General features: G+C 57.6%; 19 protein-coding genes. 16 read left to right on the plus strand and 3 right to left on the minus strand.

The window, feature by feature from the left end; genetic code table 11:
• Genes HBO23_RS12425 through HBO23_RS12450 form a run of 6 tightly spaced genes read left to right on the plus strand, consistent with a single transcriptional unit; the run spans position 1 to position 6497 of the window.
• On the plus strand, positions 1 to 414 hold the full coding sequence (locus HBO23_RS12425) for a TIGR03750 family conjugal transfer protein (protein WP_135307261.1): 414 nt from the start codon (positions 1 to 3) through the stop codon (positions 412 to 414).
• The gene (locus tag HBO23_RS12430; protein WP_153332669.1) at positions 411 to 1052 is read left to right on the plus strand and encodes a PFL_4703 family integrating conjugative element protein; all 642 of its coding nucleotides are present in this window, start codon (positions 411 to 413) and stop codon (positions 1050 to 1052) included. Before HBO23_RS12425 ends, HBO23_RS12430 begins: the two co-directional genes overlap by 4 nt.
• Positions 1049 to 1861, plus strand: a complete 813-nt coding sequence (locus tag HBO23_RS12435) for a TIGR03749 family integrating conjugative element protein (protein ID WP_153332670.1) — start codon at positions 1049 to 1051, stop codon at positions 1859 to 1861. The genes HBO23_RS12430 and HBO23_RS12435 overlap by 4 nt, the downstream gene beginning before the upstream one ends.
• Positions 1851 to 3365, plus strand: coding sequence for a TIGR03752 family integrating conjugative element protein (locus tag HBO23_RS12440; protein WP_153332672.1), 1515 nt, complete (start codon positions 1851 to 1853; stop codon positions 3363 to 3365). Before HBO23_RS12435 ends, HBO23_RS12440 begins: the two co-directional genes overlap by 11 nt.
• Positions 3328 to 3744: a TIGR03751 family conjugal transfer lipoprotein gene (locus HBO23_RS12445; RefSeq protein ID WP_153332674.1), complete on the plus strand. Its 417-nt coding sequence runs from the start codon at positions 3328 to 3330 to the stop codon at positions 3742 to 3744. Before HBO23_RS12440 ends, HBO23_RS12445 begins: the two co-directional genes overlap by 38 nt.
• Positions 3744 to 6497, plus strand: coding sequence for a conjugative transfer ATPase (locus tag HBO23_RS12450; protein WP_170038229.1), 2754 nt, complete (start codon positions 3744 to 3746; stop codon positions 6495 to 6497). Before HBO23_RS12445 ends, HBO23_RS12450 begins: the two co-directional genes overlap by 1 nt.
• Positions 6498 to 6541: 44 nt before the next feature.
• Here the strand turns inward: HBO23_RS12450 and HBO23_RS12455 are convergent, their stop codons facing one another.
• A complete protein-coding gene (locus HBO23_RS12455) occupies positions 6542 to 6796 on the minus strand; it encodes a LasR-specific antiactivator QslA (RefSeq protein WP_103408631.1) in 255 nt (84 codons plus the stop codon).
• Positions 6797 to 6965: 169 nt separating this feature from the next.
• Here HBO23_RS12455 and HBO23_RS12460 point away from each other — a divergent pair, with 169 nt between their 5' ends.
• The 5 genes from HBO23_RS12460 to HBO23_RS12480 all read left to right on the plus strand — a co-directional run bounded on the left by HBO23_RS12460 (position 6966) and on the right by HBO23_RS12480 (position 11540).
• Positions 6966 to 7220: a helix-turn-helix transcriptional regulator gene (locus HBO23_RS12460; protein ID WP_153332677.1), complete on the plus strand. Its 255-nt coding sequence runs from the start codon at positions 6966 to 6968 to the stop codon at positions 7218 to 7220.
• 117 nt (positions 7221 to 7337) lie between these two features.
• Positions 7338 to 8294 carry a TIGR03756 family integrating conjugative element protein gene (locus HBO23_RS12465; protein ID WP_153332679.1) on the plus strand — a complete coding sequence of 319 codons (957 nt, stop codon included), beginning with the start codon at positions 7338 to 7340 and terminating at the stop codon, positions 8292 to 8294.
• Entirely contained in the window at positions 8291 to 9673 is a 1383-nt protein-coding gene (locus tag HBO23_RS12470; RefSeq protein ID WP_153332681.1) for an integrating conjugative element protein, read from the plus strand. The genes HBO23_RS12465 and HBO23_RS12470 overlap by 4 nt, the downstream gene beginning before the upstream one ends.
• 3 nt (positions 9674 to 9676) lie before the next feature.
• Positions 9677 to 9985 (plus strand): hypothetical protein, encoded by a 309-nt coding sequence (locus HBO23_RS12475; RefSeq protein WP_153332683.1) that lies wholly within the window; start codon positions 9677 to 9679, stop codon positions 9983 to 9985.
• A 10-nt stretch (positions 9986 to 9995) separates the two neighbouring features.
• Complete coding sequence (locus HBO23_RS12480) at positions 9996 to 11540, plus strand: conjugal transfer protein TraG N-terminal domain-containing protein (protein ID WP_170038231.1); 1545 nt, start codon at positions 9996 to 9998, stop codon at positions 11538 to 11540.
• A 10-nt stretch (positions 11541 to 11550) separates the two neighbouring features.
• Here the strand turns inward: HBO23_RS12480 and HBO23_RS12485 are convergent, their stop codons facing one another.
• Positions 11551 to 11934 carry a DUF3742 family protein gene (locus HBO23_RS12485; RefSeq protein ID WP_170038232.1) on the minus strand — a complete coding sequence of 128 codons (384 nt, stop codon included), beginning with the start codon at positions 11932 to 11934 and terminating at the stop codon, positions 11551 to 11553.
• Positions 11935 to 12390: 456 nt separating this feature from the next.
• Between HBO23_RS12485 and HBO23_RS12490 the strand changes: the two genes are divergently transcribed.
• Both HBO23_RS12490 and HBO23_RS12495 read left to right on the plus strand, forming a co-directional pair.
• Entirely contained in the window at positions 12391 to 12720 is a 330-nt protein-coding gene (locus tag HBO23_RS12490) for a hypothetical protein (RefSeq protein WP_170038234.1), read from the plus strand.
• A gap of 129 nt (positions 12721 to 12849) precedes the next feature.
• A complete protein-coding gene (locus HBO23_RS12495; RefSeq protein ID WP_122810397.1) occupies positions 12850 to 13812 on the plus strand; it encodes a zincin-like metallopeptidase domain-containing protein in 963 nt (320 codons plus the stop codon).
• 132 nt (positions 13813 to 13944) lie between these two features.
• Here the strand turns inward: HBO23_RS12495 and HBO23_RS12500 are convergent, their stop codons facing one another.
• Entirely contained in the window at positions 13945 to 14142 is a 198-nt protein-coding gene (locus HBO23_RS12500) for a hypothetical protein (protein ID WP_007901093.1), read from the minus strand.
• A gap of 222 nt (positions 14143 to 14364) precedes the next feature.
• On the opposite strand from HBO23_RS12500, the gene mobH reads away from it, so the two are divergent.
• The 3 genes from mobH to HBO23_RS12515 all read left to right on the plus strand — a co-directional run bounded on the left by mobH (position 14365) and on the right by HBO23_RS12515 (position 19720).
• Positions 14365 to 16089, plus strand: coding sequence for a MobH family relaxase (gene mobH / locus HBO23_RS12505; RefSeq protein WP_170038236.1), 1725 nt, complete (start codon positions 14365 to 14367; stop codon positions 16087 to 16089).
• 663 nt (positions 16090 to 16752) lie between these two features.
• Positions 16753 to 19161, plus strand: a complete 2409-nt coding sequence (locus HBO23_RS12510) for an ABC-three component system protein (RefSeq protein ID WP_170038238.1) — start codon at positions 16753 to 16755, stop codon at positions 19159 to 19161.
• Positions 19151 to 19720: a hypothetical protein gene (locus HBO23_RS12515; RefSeq protein WP_054092849.1), complete on the plus strand. Its 570-nt coding sequence runs from the start codon at positions 19151 to 19153 to the stop codon at positions 19718 to 19720. The genes HBO23_RS12510 and HBO23_RS12515 overlap by 11 nt, the downstream gene beginning before the upstream one ends.
• The last annotated feature ends 96 nt before the right edge of the window (positions 19721 to 19816 follow it).

Genomic DNA, 19816 nt, shown 5'->3' on the forward strand with positions numbered 1-19816 from the left:
ATGAACGACACTATCGAACGCCTTGCCGACGGCACCTTGGTCTTTCTTCCAGAGCGACTCAATCGTGATCCCGCCGTATTGCGAGGGTTGACCAATGATGAGATGTGGGTAGCACTCGGCGCCGGCGCCGTCATTGGCCTGCTGCTGGGCGTTCCTCTAGCGATTGCCACCGCTTCCATTGCCATAGCGCCGACCGGCATGATCGCCGGTATGGCGCTGGTGTTATTGGCCGGTGGCACGCTACTGCGCCGGGCCAAACGGGCTCGCCCCGAGACCTGGTTGTACCGAAAACTCGAATGGATGCTCGCCAGCCGTTGGCGCTTGGGTCGCGGCAGTCTGATCCTCCACTCCGGTGCCTGGACGGTCCGCCGTTCACGTCGGCTGCGTCCTGCCCTGTCACGGTGGCAGCCATGAGCCGATTTCGGAACAAGGTCGATGCCCAACAGGCCCATATCTTCAGCCTGCGTCTGGCGGTAGTGATCCTTGCTCTGCTCTGTGGCGGACTCTGGTATGGCTGGCGCTCGGCACCGACCGATCTGACCGTACATGTACCGCCAGATCTGCGCTCGGGCAGCACGCGCAAGTGGTGGGATATCCCCTCGGAGAATGTGTATGCCTTTGCCCTGTACATCTTTGGTCAGCTCAACCGCTGGCCCTCGGATGGCGAGCAGGACTATCGCCGCGCCATCTATGGCTTGCAGTCCTACCTGACACCCGCCTGCAAGGCCTTCCTCGACGGTGACTACGAGTACCGCAAGGCCGCCGGCGAGTTGCGCCAGCGGGTGCGTGGCGTCTACGAAGTTCTGGGCCGCGGCTACAGCGAAGATCCGGAACTCAGGGTCAAGCAACTCGACCGCGACAGCTGGCTGGTCAAGCTCGACCTCAACGCCGATGAGTATTACGCCGCCGAACCGGTAAAACGGGTGGTGGTGCGCTATCCATTGCGCGTGGTGCGTTTTGACCTGGATCCCGAGCGCAACAAGTGGGGGCTGGCGCTGGACTGCTACCAGGGCACTCCGCAAAAAATCTTCCTGCCTGGAGGTGAACCATGAAGCGGATGTCGACCCTGGGACTCACCGTCGCACTAACGCTGTGGGGAGTCGCGGCACAGGCCGTCGAGCTGATGCATTGGGAACGCCTCCCCCTCGCGGTCCCGCTGGTGATCAATCAGGAGCGAGTGGTCTTTGTCGATGAGGCTGTTCGCGTCGGCGTGCCCTCAACCTTGACGGGCAAGCTGCGCGTGCAATCCACCGGCGGCACGCTGTACCTGCGCGCGTCGGAAGCCATTGCCCCGACCCGACTGCAACTGCAATCGGTCGCGACGGGTGAGATCATCCTGCTGGATATCGCGACCACGCCCGGCGATCAACCGCTGGAGCCTGTGCGTATTCTCAAGCATGCTCCGGTGCAGGCTGCCGAGGCAGAATCTAGCACCGCCCCTGTTCAAGAACGTACGCCGATCCCGGTCGCGTTGACCCGCTATGCCGCACAGAGCCTGTACGCGTCGCTGCGCACCGTAGAATCCCTACCCGGCGTAAGCCGCGTACCGCTCAAGCTGCGCAGCGAACTGCCGACCTTGCTGCCGACCGAAAACGTGTCCAGCACGCCCATCGCCGCCTGGCGACTCGGTGATTACTGGGTGACGGCGGTGAAGTTGCGCAATCGTGGTCCAGCGACGGTGCAACTCGATCCGCGCCGGCTTCAGGCCAAGCTGTTCGCCGCGGCCTTCCAGCATGCTTTCCTCGGGCCGGTCGGCAGTGCCGAAGACACTACGATCGCCTATCTCGTCACTCGCGGTGCCGGCCTCGAACAAGCGGTGCTGCTCCCGCCCGTTGCGCGAGGTGCTGACGATGAAAGCTAACGCCTTGCTCAAATGGCTGGTACCGGCTGCGCTGCTGGGCGTGGTGATGATTATCCTGAAAAGCTGGGTCGCGGGGAGTAGCACGCCCTCTCCAGAGCCCCCAGTTGATCAGGGCAATATTCAGTTATCCGCCGAGCAAGCCAAGTCGCTCGGCATTGCGGGCGATACTCCACGGGATACGGTCGCCACCCTGGTCGGCCAGGTGAAGGCCATGCGCAGCGACATGCTCGGGTTGAAGAAACACAATGATTCGCTGCAGACGGAAAACAACCGTCTGCGCGAACGGGAAAACAGCGTCGACTCACGTATCCAGACCGCCCTTGGCAGCGTGACCCAGCAGGTCGACGAAGGCCGCCGCCAAGCCAACGAGGCTCGACTCAAAGCGGAACAAGACAGTCGTCAGGCTCGCGGTCTACTGACGCAATTGCAGGACCAGTTGTCGGGGCTGGCTGGCAAAAGCAAGGACATGCCGATCGGATTGGGGCTTGAGCCGGGCGATGGGGCTCAATTCGAGGGGCAACACTCTGCCAATGATGCGCTGCAGTGGATTGAACCCTCGGATGCTCCGTCCACCAGCGCCCGAGGCAAAACCAAGACCGCCTCCGCACTGAGTCTGCCTACTGCCTTCAACTCACTGGAAGGCTTGAACGATAACGCGATTGATCGCGGCCAGAAACAGCTACGTGCGGTCACCCAGGGTGAGCATGACCTCACGCGATCCGTTGATCGTACCGAAGGCGCGAAGCCGGTCTACACCATTCCCGAAAACGCGACATTGATGGGCTCGGTCGCGATGACTGCGCTGATTGGCCGAGTCCCGGTGGACGGCACAGTGAATGATCCCTACCCCTTCAAGGTGTTGGTTGGCCCCGAGAACCTGACCGCCAACGGCATCGACCTGCCAGAAGTCGCGGGCGCCGTAATGAGCGGCACGGCGTCCGGTGACTGGACCCTGTCTTGCGTCCGCGGACAGGTCGAGTCAATCACCTTTGTGTTTACCGATGGCACTATCCGTACGGTGCCTCAGCCGAAGGCGGTAGCCAGCCGCAATGCCTCCACCCAGAGCTCGAACACCGACAAGATCCGCGGTGGACTCGGTTACCTGTCCGATCCGTATGGCATTCCTTGCATCGCTGGCGAGCGCCGCTCGAACGCCCAGCAGTACCTCGGTAGCCAGAGCCTGATCACGGCGGCCGGCGCCGGTGTAGCCGCCTTGCTCGGGGATGAGCAGAACAACAGCAGCGTGATCAGTTCAGGCGGTAGCACACTCGGGGTTACCAACAGCACGGGCAACAGCGCGCTGAACTCGATCCTCAGTGGAGGGGTCAGCGACATCCGCGAGTGGGTGAACAAGCTGTATGGCGAGGCCTTTGCTGCCGTGTACGTGCCACCGGCCGCCCAAGTCACCCTGCACCTCGACCATGAGATCACCATCGACTACGAGCCCAAGGGCCGGAGCGTTCGCCATGAAAAAGACCATGCTTCTCTGCCTGACCTGGATTAGCTTGCTCTGCTGGGTCCTGACGGGGTGTTCCACCGACAAGGACACGCTTTTGCCCCATGGCGAGCAAACCATGCTGGACATTTGGAACGGCGCCGGTTCGCAAAGCACTCAGCAGCAACTGCTGGATGCTCGGCAGCAGTTACGGCGTCCGCTGGTCCAGGCAGATTTCTCCGCCTCACTCCAAGAACCGTACACGCGCACAGCGACGAACGAGATCCGAAATTTGTTCCCGCGCCTGCCCAATCCCGATCTGGTGCTGTACGTATATCCGCATTTAAGTGGCACCGAGCAGGCACCGGTTCCGGGTTACTCCACAGCCTTTCCGTTTTACCAACGCGTGCAGTACGCATTGCCGGGTGAACGTCAGGAAGACTTGTAGTGCGTACCGGCGACTCGGGGAACCGAACTCCTGCGTGGAAAGCCTGGCGCCACCCATTGTACTCTCGCGCCACCTTGGCCGATGAAGCCGCACTGTATGCGCACAACCCCAGCTTCACCGATCACCTGCCTTGGGTCGAATACCTCGACACCGAGCAATGTTTTCTGCTCGATGACAATCGTTCGGTGGGCGCGGTGTTCGAGCTGCGACCCATCGGCACCGAAGGGCGTGAACCTGATTGGTTGATGGCAGCGCGCGATGCCCTCGAGGATGCCCTGCAGGACAGTTTTGATGAACTGGATCAGGCGCCTTGGGTGGCGCAGTTTTTCTGCCAGGACGACAACGACTTCACCCCCTACCTGAACCGTCTGACTGGCTATATTCGAGACAGTGCGCAAGGTACGGTCTTCACCGAGGCGTATTTAGCGCTCAGCCGCCGTCATCTGAAGGCCATCGCCAAGCCCAGTGGGCTATTTGAGGATAAGGAGGTGACACGCCTGCCCTGGCGCGGCAGTAACCGCCGGGTGCGCCTAGTGGTCTATCGCTGGCTTGAGTCTGACGCAGAGGCGACGGGGCTCACCCCGGTGCAATCCCTGCAACAGGCTTGTGAACGTATCGCTGCTTCATTGCAGGCGTGCGGGGTGCAATCGACGCGAGTCGATGGGCGAGATTTGTATGCCTGGTTAGTGCCCTGGTTCAATCCGGCGCCCACGCTCACCAATGAAGCACCCGAGGAGTTCTACCGCCGTGTTGCCTATCCGGAGTCGGGTGACGGTGAGTCGCTGGAGCTGCCCTTTGATCACGATTTTGCCGAACGGCTGTTTTTCAATGAACCGCGTTCGGATGTGCAGCACGGACTCTGGTTTTTCGACGATCAACCCCACCGGGTCATGGTGGTTGACAAGCTGCGCCGGGCCCCACTGATTGGTCAGCTCACTGGCGAAACCCGTAAGGGTGACGCGGTGAACGCGCTGTTCGACCAGTTGCCTGAAGGCACGGTGATGAGCCTGACCCTGGTGGTCAAACCGCAGGATGTGCTCGAAGAGCAGTTGAATCGCCTGGCCCGCAAAGCCATCGGTGAAAACCTGGCCTCGACCCAGACCCGTCATGATGTCGAAGAGGCTCGCGCGATCATCGGCCGCCAGCACAAGCTGTACCGGGGCACCCTGGCGTTTTACCTGCGCGGTCACGATGAGCAGCAATTGCACCAGCGCTCGGTCAGCCTGGCCAACGCGTTGCTGGGTGCGGGGCTGCAACCGGTACGCGAAGGCGATGAAGTCGCCGCCTGCAACAGTTACCTGCGTTGGCTACCGATGGCTTACAACCCGACCCGCGACACGCGCAACTGGTACACGCGGCTGATGTTCGCCCAGCACCTGGCGAACCTGGTTCCGGTGTGGGGTCGCAGCACCGGCACCGGCCACCCGGGCATCACCCTGTTCAACCGCGGCGGTTCGCCACTGAGCTTCGACCCTCTGTCACGCCTGGACCGGGCCATGAACGGCCATCTGCTGTTGTTCGGCCCCACCGGTGCCGGCAAGTCGGCCACCCTGGTCACCCTGTTGATGCAGATCATGGCGGTGTACCGCCCACGCTTATTTATCGTCGAGGCCGGCAATTCGTTTGGTTTGCAGGGCGACTACTTCGCGACACAGGGCCTGTCGGTCAATAAGGTCCAATTGAAACCTGGCGCCTCGGTCAGTCTCGCCCCGTTCGCCGATGCCTGGCGCCTGGTCGAGCAGCCGGATCAGGTGGCGAGTCTGTCGATCGATGAGCTGGACGATGAGGCGGTAGCCAGTCGCGAAGACCAACGCGATGTTCTCGGCGAATTGGAAATCACCGCTCGCCTGATGATCACCGGCGGCGAGGCCAAGGAAGAGGCGCGCCTGAGTCGAGCCGATCGCAGCCTGGTTCGCGAGTGCATTCTCGATGCGGCGCAGACCTGTGTCGCAGCGAACCGCCAGGTGCTGACCCGCGACGTGCGCGACGCGTTGCTGCGTGTCGCCGCCGCCCCGCACCTGCCAGAGAAACGTCGCGAACGTGCCCAGGAAATGGGCGAGTCCATCGACCTGTTTTGCCAGGGTTTCGAGGGTGAACTGTTCGATCGCGAGGGCACGCCCTGGCCTGAGAGCGATGTCACCATTGTCGATCTGGCCACTTACGCTCGCGAAGGTTACGAAGCCCAGATGTCCATCAGCTACATCAGCCTGATGAACACCGTGAACAACCTTGCCGAGCGCGACCAGTACCTGGGCCGACCGATCATCATGGTCACCGACGAGGGCCATATCATTACCAAGAACCCATTGCTGGCACCGTTCGTGGTCAAGGGCACGAAGATGTGGCGCAAGCTCGGTGCCTGGTTCTGGCTAGCGACGCAAAATCTTGCCGACTTCCCCACTGCTGCGCAGACCATGCTCAACATGATCGAATGGTGGATTTGTTTGAACATGCCGCCGGCGGAGATTGAAGAAATCGCTCGCTTCAAGAAGCTCACGCCGGCACAAAAGGCCTTGTTGCTCTCCGCCAGTAAAGAGCCGGGAAAATACACTGAGGGGGTCGTGCTGTCGAAAAAACTCGAAACGCTGTTTCGAGCCGTGCCACCCAGCCTCTATCTCGCCCTGGCCATGACGGAGCCCGAGGAAAAAGCCGAGCGCTGGACACTGATGCAGGAGAACGGCTGCTCAGAGCTGGAAGCGGCTTATCGGGTAGCAGAACGGATCGATCGAGCGCGAGGCATAGAATCCGTATAGGGAAATCTATTCAGGTGTCGCGCTCAAAAGCGAGCGACAGGATATTAGGATGCGCCTCGAAGCCGCTGCTGAATCCTCAACAGGAATCCGGCTTCAAAAGCATCTTGGCAGTCACCGACAGGAAAGGTCTTGCGGGTTTGCGCCAGCTCCCACCATAGGGGGATCTCGCCGGGCGTATCAAGCCAAGCCTGGGCGCATTGCACGCCACGCTCGATCATCGGAGCAAATTCGTTGCCCCAAGGTGTCAGAAGACTTGAGCAACCATCCGCCGCAGGAATTGAAATGTAGTTTTCGTCCATACACACCCTAGAGTTCTGATTTTATTGTTAGACACTGGACCCAGCCTCGAAATCATAACGAAACCAAATGAACGCTGGATAACAGGTATGTGCATCAAATGGCCTAGATCAATACCAATGTAGACTATATCCCGTGGATTGAGAGTCCCTCAAGGCGCAATTTGCGCGCATGACTCAAGACTACGAACAGCTGCGTCTGCAACTGGCGGAAAACATCCGCATAATGCGACGTATAAAGAACCTTACCCAAGAGCAGTTGGCGCTCATGGCCGAGGTCGATCGTACCTACGTCAGTCAAATCGAACGATGCACGGGCAATCCGTCGCTGATGGTCCTGTGCAAACTCGCCAACATTCTTGAAATCACGACGGATCAGCTACTCACCGAGCCAGACGCCCTTCGCCGTGCACTGACCATCGAATAGCCATCTCGTCACCCTGCAAATCCTTGTAAACCGACAACGCCAGCTTCAGCTTTATCACTGACGGTGTATGTTCGATCGTCGAACGTGTCCAGGCCATTAACCCAAAGAGCCTGGATCATGTCTGCCGTATGCCCATCAATTGCGCACCAGAAGCTACGACCTTTGGCGCTGAGCATCCTGCTGGCGTGCGGACCAAGCGTGGCTCTGGATACCGGCAGCATCACGTCCTCGGTGTTATCGCCAAGTTGCCTCGCCTACAGGGTCGTCGGCATTTGTTTCTGGCTGTTCTGTACGCCCTTCGGCTGCACAGTCAAAACCTCGACCAAGGTTCGTCATTTCATTCCTGAGCTGGTGGTCTCGAGCTACGCCACCACCGGCAATAACCCATGGACCGAGATGGCCACCCTCTCCGCTCCCATCAGTGGTGCGGAAGGTGGCGGTAACCTGATCACCCCGAACACCCACCGCGACAACCTGCCCCGCTTCAAGAACGTCGATGGCATCGGCCACCCCGGTGGCTGGGCCGCCACACGACTGGCCTTTCAATCCGGCTATGCCTGCGCCAGCGGTGCAACTGCGTTCATGCCCTACTACCTGAGCACCCTGGACTCGCTGGCATGGCGCCATGGCATACCGGAAAGTCTTTACCCCGAATCCCTCATGCCGGGGATCCGTGAAATCGGACGTCAGGCTTCTGGAAACATGTGGGGCAACGTTTATCCCCGGCAGGGCTTTCTGGTGCAGCCCGACGATTTCAAGGCGGCCGCAGTCATGGCGCAACGGGTCGGCGATGTGATTACCCGCAACTGGCAGCCGCATGTGTACTTACCACTCACGCCCGCCAAACGCGACGGCTACTGGCCGCCTGGCCCGATCGTTGAAAACGACGCTTCGACCCACAAATGGCAATTGCTCTACCCCCAGGTTCAGCCGACGTGCGCCACCTTCCCCAGCGATCCGGTACAGAGCGAGGATGGCAGCTACGCCTGGTCGCTGTGGCGTCCCTATAGCTGCTGCAAACGTGAGGGGCAGACCTTTCTGTTCAGTATCGACTTCGAAGGCGGTGCATCATGAGTCGGCTTTGCGCGCGATCATGGTTGGGCGTGATGAGCCTGTTGCTCTGTGGACTGCTCGCCATGGCCACTCATGCCCACGCCGCCGAGGGCGATTACCGCCTGGGTACTCAAGGCGAAGTACTCGACGACCGAGTGATGTACACCATTGGTGGCGGCTCGGCAGTCGGCTCACCGAGTTCGCTCTACCGACCCAGTGGTCTCGGTGTCGGCGGGTCCTGGCGAGCAAACATGATGTGCGGAAACATGAGCCTCACCAATACCCTGCAGAACCAGCTGAACGGCGCCACCGAAGGTTTCCAGCAGATCATGGGCAGCATCGTGCAGAACGCGACCCAAGCGGTAATGTCGCTGCCAGCGTTGATCATCCAGCGCGCCAATCCCGGTCTCTATGAGTTGCTGAGTAACGGCGTTATGCAGGGCCGCATCGACTTCGATCGTTCCAAATTGACCTGCCAGGCTATGGCCGAGAAGATGGCGGACAAGGTCGGTCAAGCCGGCTGGGGCGCGCTGGCCAAGAACCAGGAAATGCAGGGCAATCTGGAGCAAACCGGCGGTGATGCTGTGGCCGCGGTGAAAAACACCGAGGCCCGTAACGGCAGTAATGGGGTGTCCTGGGTCGGCGGCCAGAAGGCTGGAGGTAGTGGGCAGCCCCCCATCCGGGTGACTTCCGACGTAGTGCGAGCAGGCTACAACCTGCTGCATAACCGGTCGGTGGATGACAGCGCCTCGATCAGTAGCAGCGACTGCTTAGGCGGGGCTATTTGCCAGACTTGGACCTCGCCCCAAGAGGAATCCGAATGGGCCGTCCGCGTACTGGGCGAGAGCGAAGTCGCGACCTGCGACAGCTGCGAAACTCTGCGTGCGACCGCTGGCAGCGGACTGACGCCGCTGATCCAGGAGGCCTATAACGAGCGCCTCAAGGCCCTGCAAGGGCTGTTGTCTGGCTCTCTGCCGCCTACCCCTGACAACCTGGCGAAAGCCTCCAGCCCGATGCTGCCGGTGACCCGTGGTGTGGTCGAAGCCCTGCGTGACGACCCCGATCAGGACCTGTTGGCGAGGCGCCTGGCCAGTGAGACGGCCTTGTCCAGTGTGCTCGACAAAGCGTTGCTGCTACTGCGCACCCTGCTGGCGGGCAGTCACGAACCGAACATCGCCTCAGCCGAGCCGGCACAGAGCGCCTTGACGAAAAACATCGACACCCTGGAGCGCGAAATACGCCTGCTGCAGACCGAACTGCAGGTCCGGCAGATGCTGGCCACCAACACCGCCAGCCTGGTGCTCGACCGGCATGCCGGTGGTGCCGACGCATCGCGTACCGTCGAGCAAGGCGACCCCGAGCCCGGTCGACTTAATGATGCTGACGCAAGGCGCAAGTGAGCCATGAAACGCTCACCGCTATTCACTTTGCTTTCAAGTCTGGGGATTGCCGCAGTGATGATCCTGACCGCTGCACTGGGCGCATGGATCGGCCGCACTGCGCTGGGTAGTTTCGAGGCCTGGCAGCAGGCATTCGAATCCGTACGACCCTATCTGCGGGGGTGGCGTGCCCTGCTCTACGGCGCCCTCTCTGCGCTCTGGTGGGATTTGCTTCAGCGCTACCGACAGCGACCCCAGGATCGACTGCGCGTGAAACGCATCGGGACATTAGGGCTATTGCTCTTTACCTGCGCCGAACTCACCCGACTGTGAGGTCACCACCATGCTCCTGAGCACCAACAGCTACCTGGAATTTTACCTCTCCCTGCTGGCCTGGATCATTAACAACGGACTCTGGAGCGTCCTGTCCGACACCGGGCTGTTTGCCGCGCCCTTCGGCGCGATCATCCTCCAGGAATGGTTGTCTGCCCGTCAGCAAGGCGCGGATGAAGGTAACAAGGGACTGCTCTCGGTACCGCGGATCGAGAACCGTTTATGGCTAGCCTACATCGTTGTATTGTTCGGCTGCGCGCCGGTCTTTCCGTTGAGCCTCGCCTCAATGGCGTTTGATGATGCGTCGAGCCAGCGCTGCGGCGTTAGTGTGGCCAAGCCGGTGGAAACGACCTGGGGGACCACCTTCAACACCATCGGCGAACGCTCTGCCAACGTGCCGATCTGGTGGTTTCTGGTGCATGCCTTGAGCAAAGGGGTAACCGCCGCAGCCACCGCCTCCATTCCCTGCGCACCGGATATCCGGCAGATGCGCATGGAGATCGACAGTTCGCGCATCGACAGCCAGGTACTGCTGCAGGAAGTCGCCGACTTCACCCGCGACTGCTATGGCTATTCCCGTTCTCGGCTGTTCACCAACCGCCCGCAGTTGGACAAGGCACAAAGTCATGATGCGTCCTGGATAGGCTCAAGCTATTTGCTCGATACGCCTGGCTACTACGATACGGATCGTTCACGCACGCCGCGAGTCAGCTGGCCCTATGATGAAAACCGCGATGTTTCCTTGCCGCGGCTGGAGAATGGCGCCGGCTACCCCACCTGCAAGCAGTGGTGGAGCGACAGCGGTGTCGGCTTGCGCGGGCGCTTGATCAAGCAAGTCGATCCTTCACTGCTGACTCAGCTGAAAGGTTGGTTGACTGGCCGTTCGAGCAACGAGATCGAGGATGCCACCTTGCGCGAGCTGGTCAGCCCGCGCCAGCAATCGATGTCCATGTCGCCCGGACAGGTGTACCAGGACTATGGCTCCAGCGCTCGCGGCGGCTCGATCAATCAGGGGCTCAATAACCTGGCCACCAACACCGGCTTGGCCCTCGGTTCCTTCAGTAACTTCCCGGCGATGAATGCGCTACGCGCCGCTCTGCCAATGGTGCAGGCCTTCCTCATCATGGGCGTCATCATCAGCTTGCCGCTGATTCTGCTGGTCAGTACCTATCAGCTGAAGACCGTCATGACGGTGACGTTCGCGCTGTTCACCCTACACATGCTGAGCTTCTGGTGGGAGTTAGCACGCTGGGTCGACTCCAGCATGCTCGATACCCTGTACAACCAGGTTTCGGCTTCCAATCAGGTGCTGTTGTCGCTGCCCACATCCGGGTTTATGGATGGGACGGTCACCGCGCAGGTGATCGAGTATGTGATGGGGGCAATGTTCATCGTGCTGCCGATGGTTTTTCTAGCCACCATGAGTTGGGCAGGATATAGCGTAGGTTCCATAGCAGAAGGCATGCTAGGGAAAGGGACTCTCAGTGCACAAAATGCGGGTTCGAAAGGTACTGACGCTCTGATCTCTGCAGGTACTTCAATCAGAAAAAGCTAACGACAACCCACTAATGCTCTTCTAGATCAGGCTGTCCCGGTGCACGATTGAGTTCGTACTCGCCATAAGGATCGCCGAATGCCTGAGCACCGTAAAAGTCCTTTGAGTCGTTGAGTCGGTGATGGGCGATTACCCAATACAAAACCATTAGAGTCATCAATGACAGGAGCGCCCAAAAACCTACAAAAAGCAGTCCTCCGATCAATGCCAGCTTGGCAATCAGAAAGCTCCCGCGAACAAGTAATTTACCTGCGGGCATACCTGCCGTCACCGCACGCTCAGCCAGGCGGGACTCAAACGCTTTCAATTTGCGATAACCACGCTTTACCGACATGCCACATGCGTACGCCCAGCGGTGGCCACGTGAATTCTGAACAGGCTGCTGAGTCGGCATGCTCTCGCCCTCTTCTGAGCGTTTTCATGGTTGAGACAGGAGTAACAGCCTACTACTGAAAACGGCCCATGCCTGACCGCTTATCAGTTTCCCCGGTCGAAAAACCCTCATTGGAAGCCAGAAGACAAGCCCCGTGAAACAGCGTCTCTACAGTGATTGACCCAGATAAATCGTGCGGCTAAATACAAGGTACGGATCGCTGTTATCGACAGCACCTGCCCAGATAGTCAGGACCTTCAAGACTATGTCACCTCGGTGATGGTTCTCCCCAAGTGCGATTAGCGTTCGGTGGCTCGCACGGTGACCGTTTCTACGGTGATGAACGCCTACTGCCCTTATGAGCGCCTTTCGAGCTTTGCTCGTGAGGTAAGCCCTCTTGATTTTCTTCAACCCACCGCGGGGAAATCTTTCCCCCGCACGGGACAGGTTTCTTCGCGTATTTAACGGAGACATACCATGTCCGACTTACTCACACCGGAAACACTGAACACCCTTCGGTTGCCCATTGTGTTCACCCCTGGCGCGTGGCAACGCGCAGTACTGCTCGAGCAATCCGATCACGCTGAGAAGCTGCAGGTCGATCGGTTGAGCCACGTACTGCGCGCAGCCTTCGAAGCCCATCTGGCCTATCCAAACAAGCCCTGCGTGCTGTTCGAGGTAATCCACATTGAACCAACCGATCACGTAGACCACGACCCGTTACTGCAATTGAGTCTGAGCCTACTCCAAGAACCGGGTCAGCCCGGCGCCTTGCTGATAGCGCTTGCAGGAGAACACCAGCGCTAAGCGCAATTGACAGCGCCCACCTCCACATTCGGACGCCATGCAAGACCTGCATCAATCCAGCACATCACCCACCGGGGAACCCTCCCTAACGGGCGCGGCGTTCCTCCGCTTTCTCTCGAGGAAATTGCCATGCGCGATATCTACCAAGACGTGACAGACAAGATCGTTAAAGCTTTGGACCAAGGCGTTACCCCCTGGATCAAACCCTGGTCCTCAAGTGGCTCAGCTGACGTCAGTCGTCATCAACCCTTCCCCATCAATGCCGTCACGCGACGTCCGTATTCGGGCATCAATTTACCGCTGCTCTGGGCCGAGGCCAGGTTGCAGGGATTCACTCAAGATCGTTGGCTGACCTTCAATCAAGCCAGAAAGGCGGGTGGGCACATCCGTAAGGGGGAACACAGCACTTTGGCGGTGCTCTACAAGCCGATGGACCGCGAGGAACAGACCGAGTCAGGCCAACCGATCCTCGATGAGAACGGTCAACCCAAGGTCGCTCACTTTGGCATTCTCAGGACACATTTTCTGTTCAACATCGAGCAAACGGAGGGGCTCGAAATGCTCAATGACACCCTGCTCGAGACGGAACAGAGTGATCCCTTCCAGCCCAACAGTGCTGCGGAAAATCTGCTGTTAAGTTCAGGTGCACGCATCGTTCATCGATCTGCCGACGAAGCCTTTTACCACCCGATCAGGGATCTCATCCAACTGCCGACAAAAGCACAATTTCACGATGAAGGTGGGTACTACGCCACCGCACTGCATGAGCTGACGCACTGGACCGGGCATCACGCTCGGTTACAGCGCGAAGGCGTGACGTCAGTCTGTCCGTACGGCTCACCAGGCTACGCGTTTGAAGAGTTGATCGCCGAAATGGGTGCTGCGTTTTTATGTGCCTACACCGGAATACAGGGAGAGCTTCGGCACGAGGGCTACATCGACTCCTGGCTCGGCCTGCTCAAGGCTGACAAACGTGCGATCTTCCGCGCCAGTGGTCACGCCCGAAGCGCCTCGGAATATGTACTCAACCTGGAGCAGCAACTGAAGCAAGCGGTCTTGGATGACTCGCTGTGCATGAACGATGGGGCTTAATCGTTACCTCACCGCAGCAATCGCTTCACAGGGCCCAACGCGAGTTGAGCCCTTTTTTCTGCGCCCAGAAAAAACTTCAGGCCGCGGACCACTCACGCAAAGTACAAGAGAGCGACGCACAACCGCAGCCTGTCATTCCGCATCCAGGTTCTGCGCCAGAAAATCCACCAGTTCGAGCGGACTACGGCTATCGATCACCTTGTAGATCAGATCACGCTTACTGCGCGGCAACTTCTTGACCACGCTCTTCGCCGAGGCTCTGACGGCTTCGTCTGTCCCATGGATACGTGCCGCAAGCAGCAGCACCAGCGTGGCGTCTGTCAGATTCATGGCAAGCCCCGAGAAAATTCGCACCGCAGTGTACCGACTCTTATCTTTGCCGTACTAGCCCCAACAAAACGATGCCTAGCCGTATCCATATTCCGATTGTCATGCAAAGGGACACGAGCCAAAAAGGACGGGTAAGGGTTGGAAGGGAATGGGAACTCAAGGGTAAGAGCTCTATCCGAAAAGGCTAAAGGCCACTGACCCAGCCACTTCCCGGAGGTCACGATGCTCAACCTGTTTCGCCGCAAAAGGCAGAAGCCCCCTCCGCCACCGACCGTCAACATCGCCGAAGGTTACCTGCCCATCGAGTCGGCTCACAGCTTGTTAGCCGCGGAGCACCGCCGCCAGTTACTCGATCGCATCTGGCAGTACACCGCCCTCTCCCACACCCAATTCACCCAGCTCTACTTGCATCCGATTCATCGCTATGCCGAACTGGTCCAGCAACTCCCGGCCAGCGAGACGCACCACCATGCGTATCTCGGCGGTATGCTCGACCATGGACTGGAACTGGTCGCCTGTAGTTTGAAACTGCGTCAATCCTATCTGCTCCCCACCGGCGCCGTGCCCGAAGACCAAGCCGCCCAGACGGATGCCTGGTCGGCTGGCATCGCCTATGGCGCCCTGCTGCATGACATAGGCAAGATCGCCGTGGACCTGCAGGTCGAGCGTCGGGATGGCCGTATTTGGCATCCTTGGCACGGTCCCCTGGATCAGCCCTACCGCTTTCGCTATGTCAAAGGTCGCGACTATCACCTGCACGGCGCCGCTGCAGGTTTGCTCTACACCCAGATTCTCGACCGTCCGATCTTCGATTGGCTTAGTGGATTTCCGTCGCTGTGGGCCTGCCTGCTGTATGTCCTGGCGGGTCAATACGAACGTGCCGGCGTGCTGGGCGAATTGGTCATTCAGGCCGACCGCGTCTCCACCGCGCAGAACATCGGTGGCAACCCGAGTAAGGCGCTGCAAGCGCCGATTCATTCGCTGCAACATCACTTGATCAGCGGACTGCGTCATCTGGTTCAGTACGAGCTGAAACTCAACCAGCCGGGTGCTGCGGGATGGCTCACTCAAGACGCACTCTGGCTGGTCAGTAAGACGGTCACCGACAAGCTGCGAGCCTATCTGCTGTCGCAAGCGATTGAGGGTATTCCTTCGTCCAACCTCGCGGTGTTCGACGAACTGCAGTCGCATGGGCTGGTCGAGTCCACGCCAGAAGGCAAAGCCATCTGGACTGCGCTTGTTGCGCAGGGGAACTGGCAGCAGAGCTTTACGTTTCTGCGTCTTCAACCGGCGTTGATTTGGGGAAACGAAGACCGGCCTGAGGCTTTCAGCGGAATGGTGAGCATTGCTGTCGATAACCACCTGGCTAACGCTCCGGCATCGGCACCAGCCCTCAAGACAGGCGGAACAGAATCGTATCAAAACCAATCGCTGGAAAATTCGATGGCGATGGAAGATGCCGACTACCTCGGAACGTTGCTGGATATGTTCGAAATGGGAGATCCCGAAGTACGTGATACGCCGTCAGAAAATCCTCTCGAAGTCTCAAGCTCTCCTTTGGACAACCCAGGCCAAGTTTTCCTGAATTGGGTCAAGGAAGGCATCCAAAGCCACAAGCTGATCATCAACGACAGCAAGGCTAAAATCCACACGGTAAGCGGTACTGTGTTTCTGGTTACACCTGGCCTCTTTCAACGCTATGCGCAGGAGTTTCCTGGTATCTCTCAGGGCGCCTGTCAAGAGATCGAAGAATGGCGCTGGGTGCAGAAACAGTTTGAGAAACTGAAGACCCACAGAAAACGTAATGATGGCTTGAACATATGGATCTGTCAGGTCGAAGGTCCTCGGAAGAAAGCAAATCTCAAAGGTTACCTACTCGAGACTCCGGCGTTGTTACTCAACATTGTGCCTGCCGACAATCCTTTTCTTAAAATCGCCAGTGATTAAATTTCCATAGCAGGGTATTGGATCCCTACGACGTTCTGTATCGCCAGTACTTCCCAGATTGCGTCCTCTGCACTCAGTCCTTTCACGATCAATAACAGTCTTGCGGCCTCATTTTTTTCAATTCGATGGTTTAGCCACAATTGCACCTGCTTTCGAACGCTCACATTCCCCAAGTCGTCAAGCACCGTCACCGCTCATGGCCCAGGCTGTAACGAATCGCCACTGCGGCCATCCGCCTCGACCGCTTGTCCAACCCGGAGAGCGGCTGTGATGAGACTCTGCCATCGCGCTCCCTCTTCAGGGGCGGGTAGGAACGTCGCTCGATCACCACTTCGGGTCGCCTAGCGCTAGAGACCGTTACGCGGGGGGTAGTGGAAGATAAGTCCTGCTACGGTAAAGTCCGAACGTCACCAATTGAACCGCAGCAATGCTAGCCACGCCCTCTTCGTCTGGACATTCTAGCTACTCATCGCCGCACGGCTTATGATGATGGCAGCTTGGCATTGCCCCGCTTCCTTGTCGGAGCGTTTCGGAGCTACGCAGCTTTTCTAACAACGGATGGATCCTGGGCTCCGCGATTCGCGAAATGGTCGTCAGGACTTACATTCAAGAGGAAAGTACGCTTCCCGCACAATGTCAGTCACTCAATGCTAGGAGCAAAAATTGGCTGAAGAAGCAGTATCATTCATCTCCCCAGAAGACGAAGCGGCTGTTCGAGAGGACAGAACTCAAGCTCCCGAACTGTTCACCCTCGACTCCGGTCAGCTACCTTTCGAACGAATGGGTGATGCTCATTTTGAGCTTTTGGTCGCTGATGTCTTTCGCGCTGAACTGAAAGCTGGCTCAGAGGACTGGTTCGACACTGTAAGTCGTCTAAATGACGGCGCAGACCAAGGGCGTGACGTAATTTTGTTCAACGATGGCAATCCCGTCGGCGTAATTCAGTGCAAGCGCTTAAAGACAACACTCGAGCTCGAAGCACTGATTTATGAGATCTGTAAATTCTTTTTATATGCTCACATCAGACCTCAAATCTGCTCGGCTCCGGGAACTCCCTTTAGATATTACGTGGCAGTTGCCGATAGCGTCAGCACCAAGCTTTTTGAGTTTATGCAAGGCACGGGGCAGGCGCGCTTTGATGATTTGCGTGCGACCTTCCAGACCAAATGCGGCACTGTGCGCACCAGGTCTGAAACCCTAAAAAAACACCCACTGCTCAAAGACCTCTCAAAAGCGGAGCTGTGCAATATTGTCTGGCAATGGATTCCGCACTTACGGACTGCGGTTTTCAAGAAAGATAGCCTTTCAAGCCTCGTGACAAAGTACCCAACAGTAAAACGTACCTATTTCCAACTAGAATCCGATAGCGCCGCGATTATCGAAAGCATTCGTGACTATCTAGTATCTCAAGGTGGAGCGCTTTCAGGTGCTGACGAACCGTACCTGAAAAAGATCCGTACAGAGTACATTGATCGGGAGCTGCGTGAGGGCGATCAACTCAATGTCGGACTCATCCAAGGTAAGGATTTAATTCCTTTTCTACAGACCATGCTTGCTCCAGAAGTGGGGATATTCGAGCAAACTTTTGGTAACCGCCCCGTAGTGCTCGCGGCAGGTTCGGCAGGCGCTGCTCCTGGGCAGTGGAGCGACATAAACGCCCTTGTAAAAGCCTACCCAAATCCTCTCGTATTCGTAGTCGGATGCGGAGAGGTCACCGGCGCTATGTTGATCGACTGGACTGCAACCGACGGAATGTCGTCCATAGACCCTTCCTGGAAGCCGGCACCCGCACAGAAATTCAGGGCGGGATGGTGCTGGGTAACCGACCCTGCCGAAGGGCTTATCAACTGCTATGTTCTGGTCGAAAACGAACCCAATAATACTGACTTTGATCGAGGTAACATTTCTCTTAGGCTTGCTTTCAAGGATCTTATCGTCTGGCCTACCTTAGGAAATGATTTCACTAATCCACTCCAGAATAAAAACTCTCAATTGCGGAGAATTATCGCGAGCCAAGCTGACGATCGGCAACGCCGACAGAATCTGATCCTCGCCTCTCAACACATCTCCGACCTCAAGGGGATCGCTAAATCTCTGCCGGATTACTACGCAAGACGGCTGGCTTCTTCGGTTGTAGTTGCGGCGGCCAACAGTGAGCAGCTGCGAAATTGTGCGATGAAGATTCACAGCGCAACCGGGATTTTTCCAGCTGCAGACGGAGCACACAGCACCCGCTCGAGCCTACCAGGGATACAGCCTCCAAGCCGTGTCATGCGCAGGAGCACCAGTGGTGGGATGACGCTCACGCTGACATGGGACGCGAATGGGTCTCTGGAGCGTGTGAAGGGCCATAGATTGCAAGATGGTGTAGTCGAAGATGACCTGGAACCAGCTGCGCTAGAGTTCCACGAACTCTTCGACCGTCATCCGCCGGACGCTTATTATCTTGACGTGGTAAAGGAAGAATTCCAGCGGCTTGACACACTAGTGCAAGCAGGAAGCATTAAAGACTCGCAGGGCTTTGCCTATCAGACCAGGTACGGAGTAAGGCCCGATAACGATTTTACGTTAGAAGAGATGGCCTCCTCCGGAAAATATGTGATGAGAGCTGTGAAAGCGCTGAGCTACCTCAAGTCTCACAAAGACTCTGCTTGGATCAGCGAGTCTGGGACGAAAGGCCACCTGCAGTTCAGCAACGCTGAAGGCGAGTACAACGTGCTGGCGTGGGCAAATGACGATTTCGGTGTAAGAGATATGGCGAACGACCTTTACCGATGGGCTAGAGGTACTGCCAATCATCCACAACTTGTTGTTTTCGCCAATTGCATTGGTCGCGTTGAGGATGCCAAGCCCGGTGAGACCACCGAAGATGAGGAAACCAGTCCAGAGCGCTTCGACATTTCAGCTCCACCGAACAGAAAAGACTCCATCACCGATGTAGCAATGGTGAATAAGGTCTACTTCTTCGCTCTCGACGGGGTCGAGTCTATGTATGACAAGGCAAAGGCTATACCCGCTGAAGATTTTATGGATGACATATCTACTCGCAGGAAAACACTAGATGCTCAGTGACCTGATTAAGCTCTTGGATGAGCGAGCAACCGAAGCCGGGTTCACATCCCCGGAGAATGGTGTCTTGACGTTTATAGACGATCCTCACTGGCCGGGCCCTCCTCCAACGACTCAATTGAAGTATTGGTCGACTACTTTTGCATCTGTTTTGCTTGTGCGCGTCGACGGCGCTACGGCGGAGGAAGCCTGGATAGAAACAAAGCATGCTGAAGCGTTTCTAGACGCAGGACTCCTACGGCTGGAAAAAAAAGGATCCGTGGTGGATGGCTACTTGGTTCTAGCGCTGACTCATTCAAATGAAGAGCTCAAGCGATTCATTATCGACGTTGAGAAAGACACGAGGTTCGTCAGGAAGCACGTCGTGTACCAGGATGTCGAAGGCTGGCAGCGCTGCCAACGTATCACCCCCCTTGGTTTGGCAGGACCCTCTGAACAAGCTGACTACTCTCAATTCGTCCCTGAAAATCAAGAGATGACTAATCTGCTGGCATCTCTGGCGACATCAAAAGGAAAGGAACTCGCACGCACTCATGGAAAGAAGTGGGATTTGAATGAATAACTTATCTATTAAATTTATTTCGGTAGAGATCCAAAGGTAATCCCCCCTGAAAAAAGTACGCATCAGAAGTAGAATTTTCTCCTGACCGGATCAAGG

Source organism: Pseudomonas sp. WS 5532 (assembly GCF_012985445.1).
Taxonomy (GTDB): Bacteria; Pseudomonadota; Gammaproteobacteria; order Pseudomonadales; family Pseudomonadaceae; genus Aquipseudomonas; species Aquipseudomonas edaphica.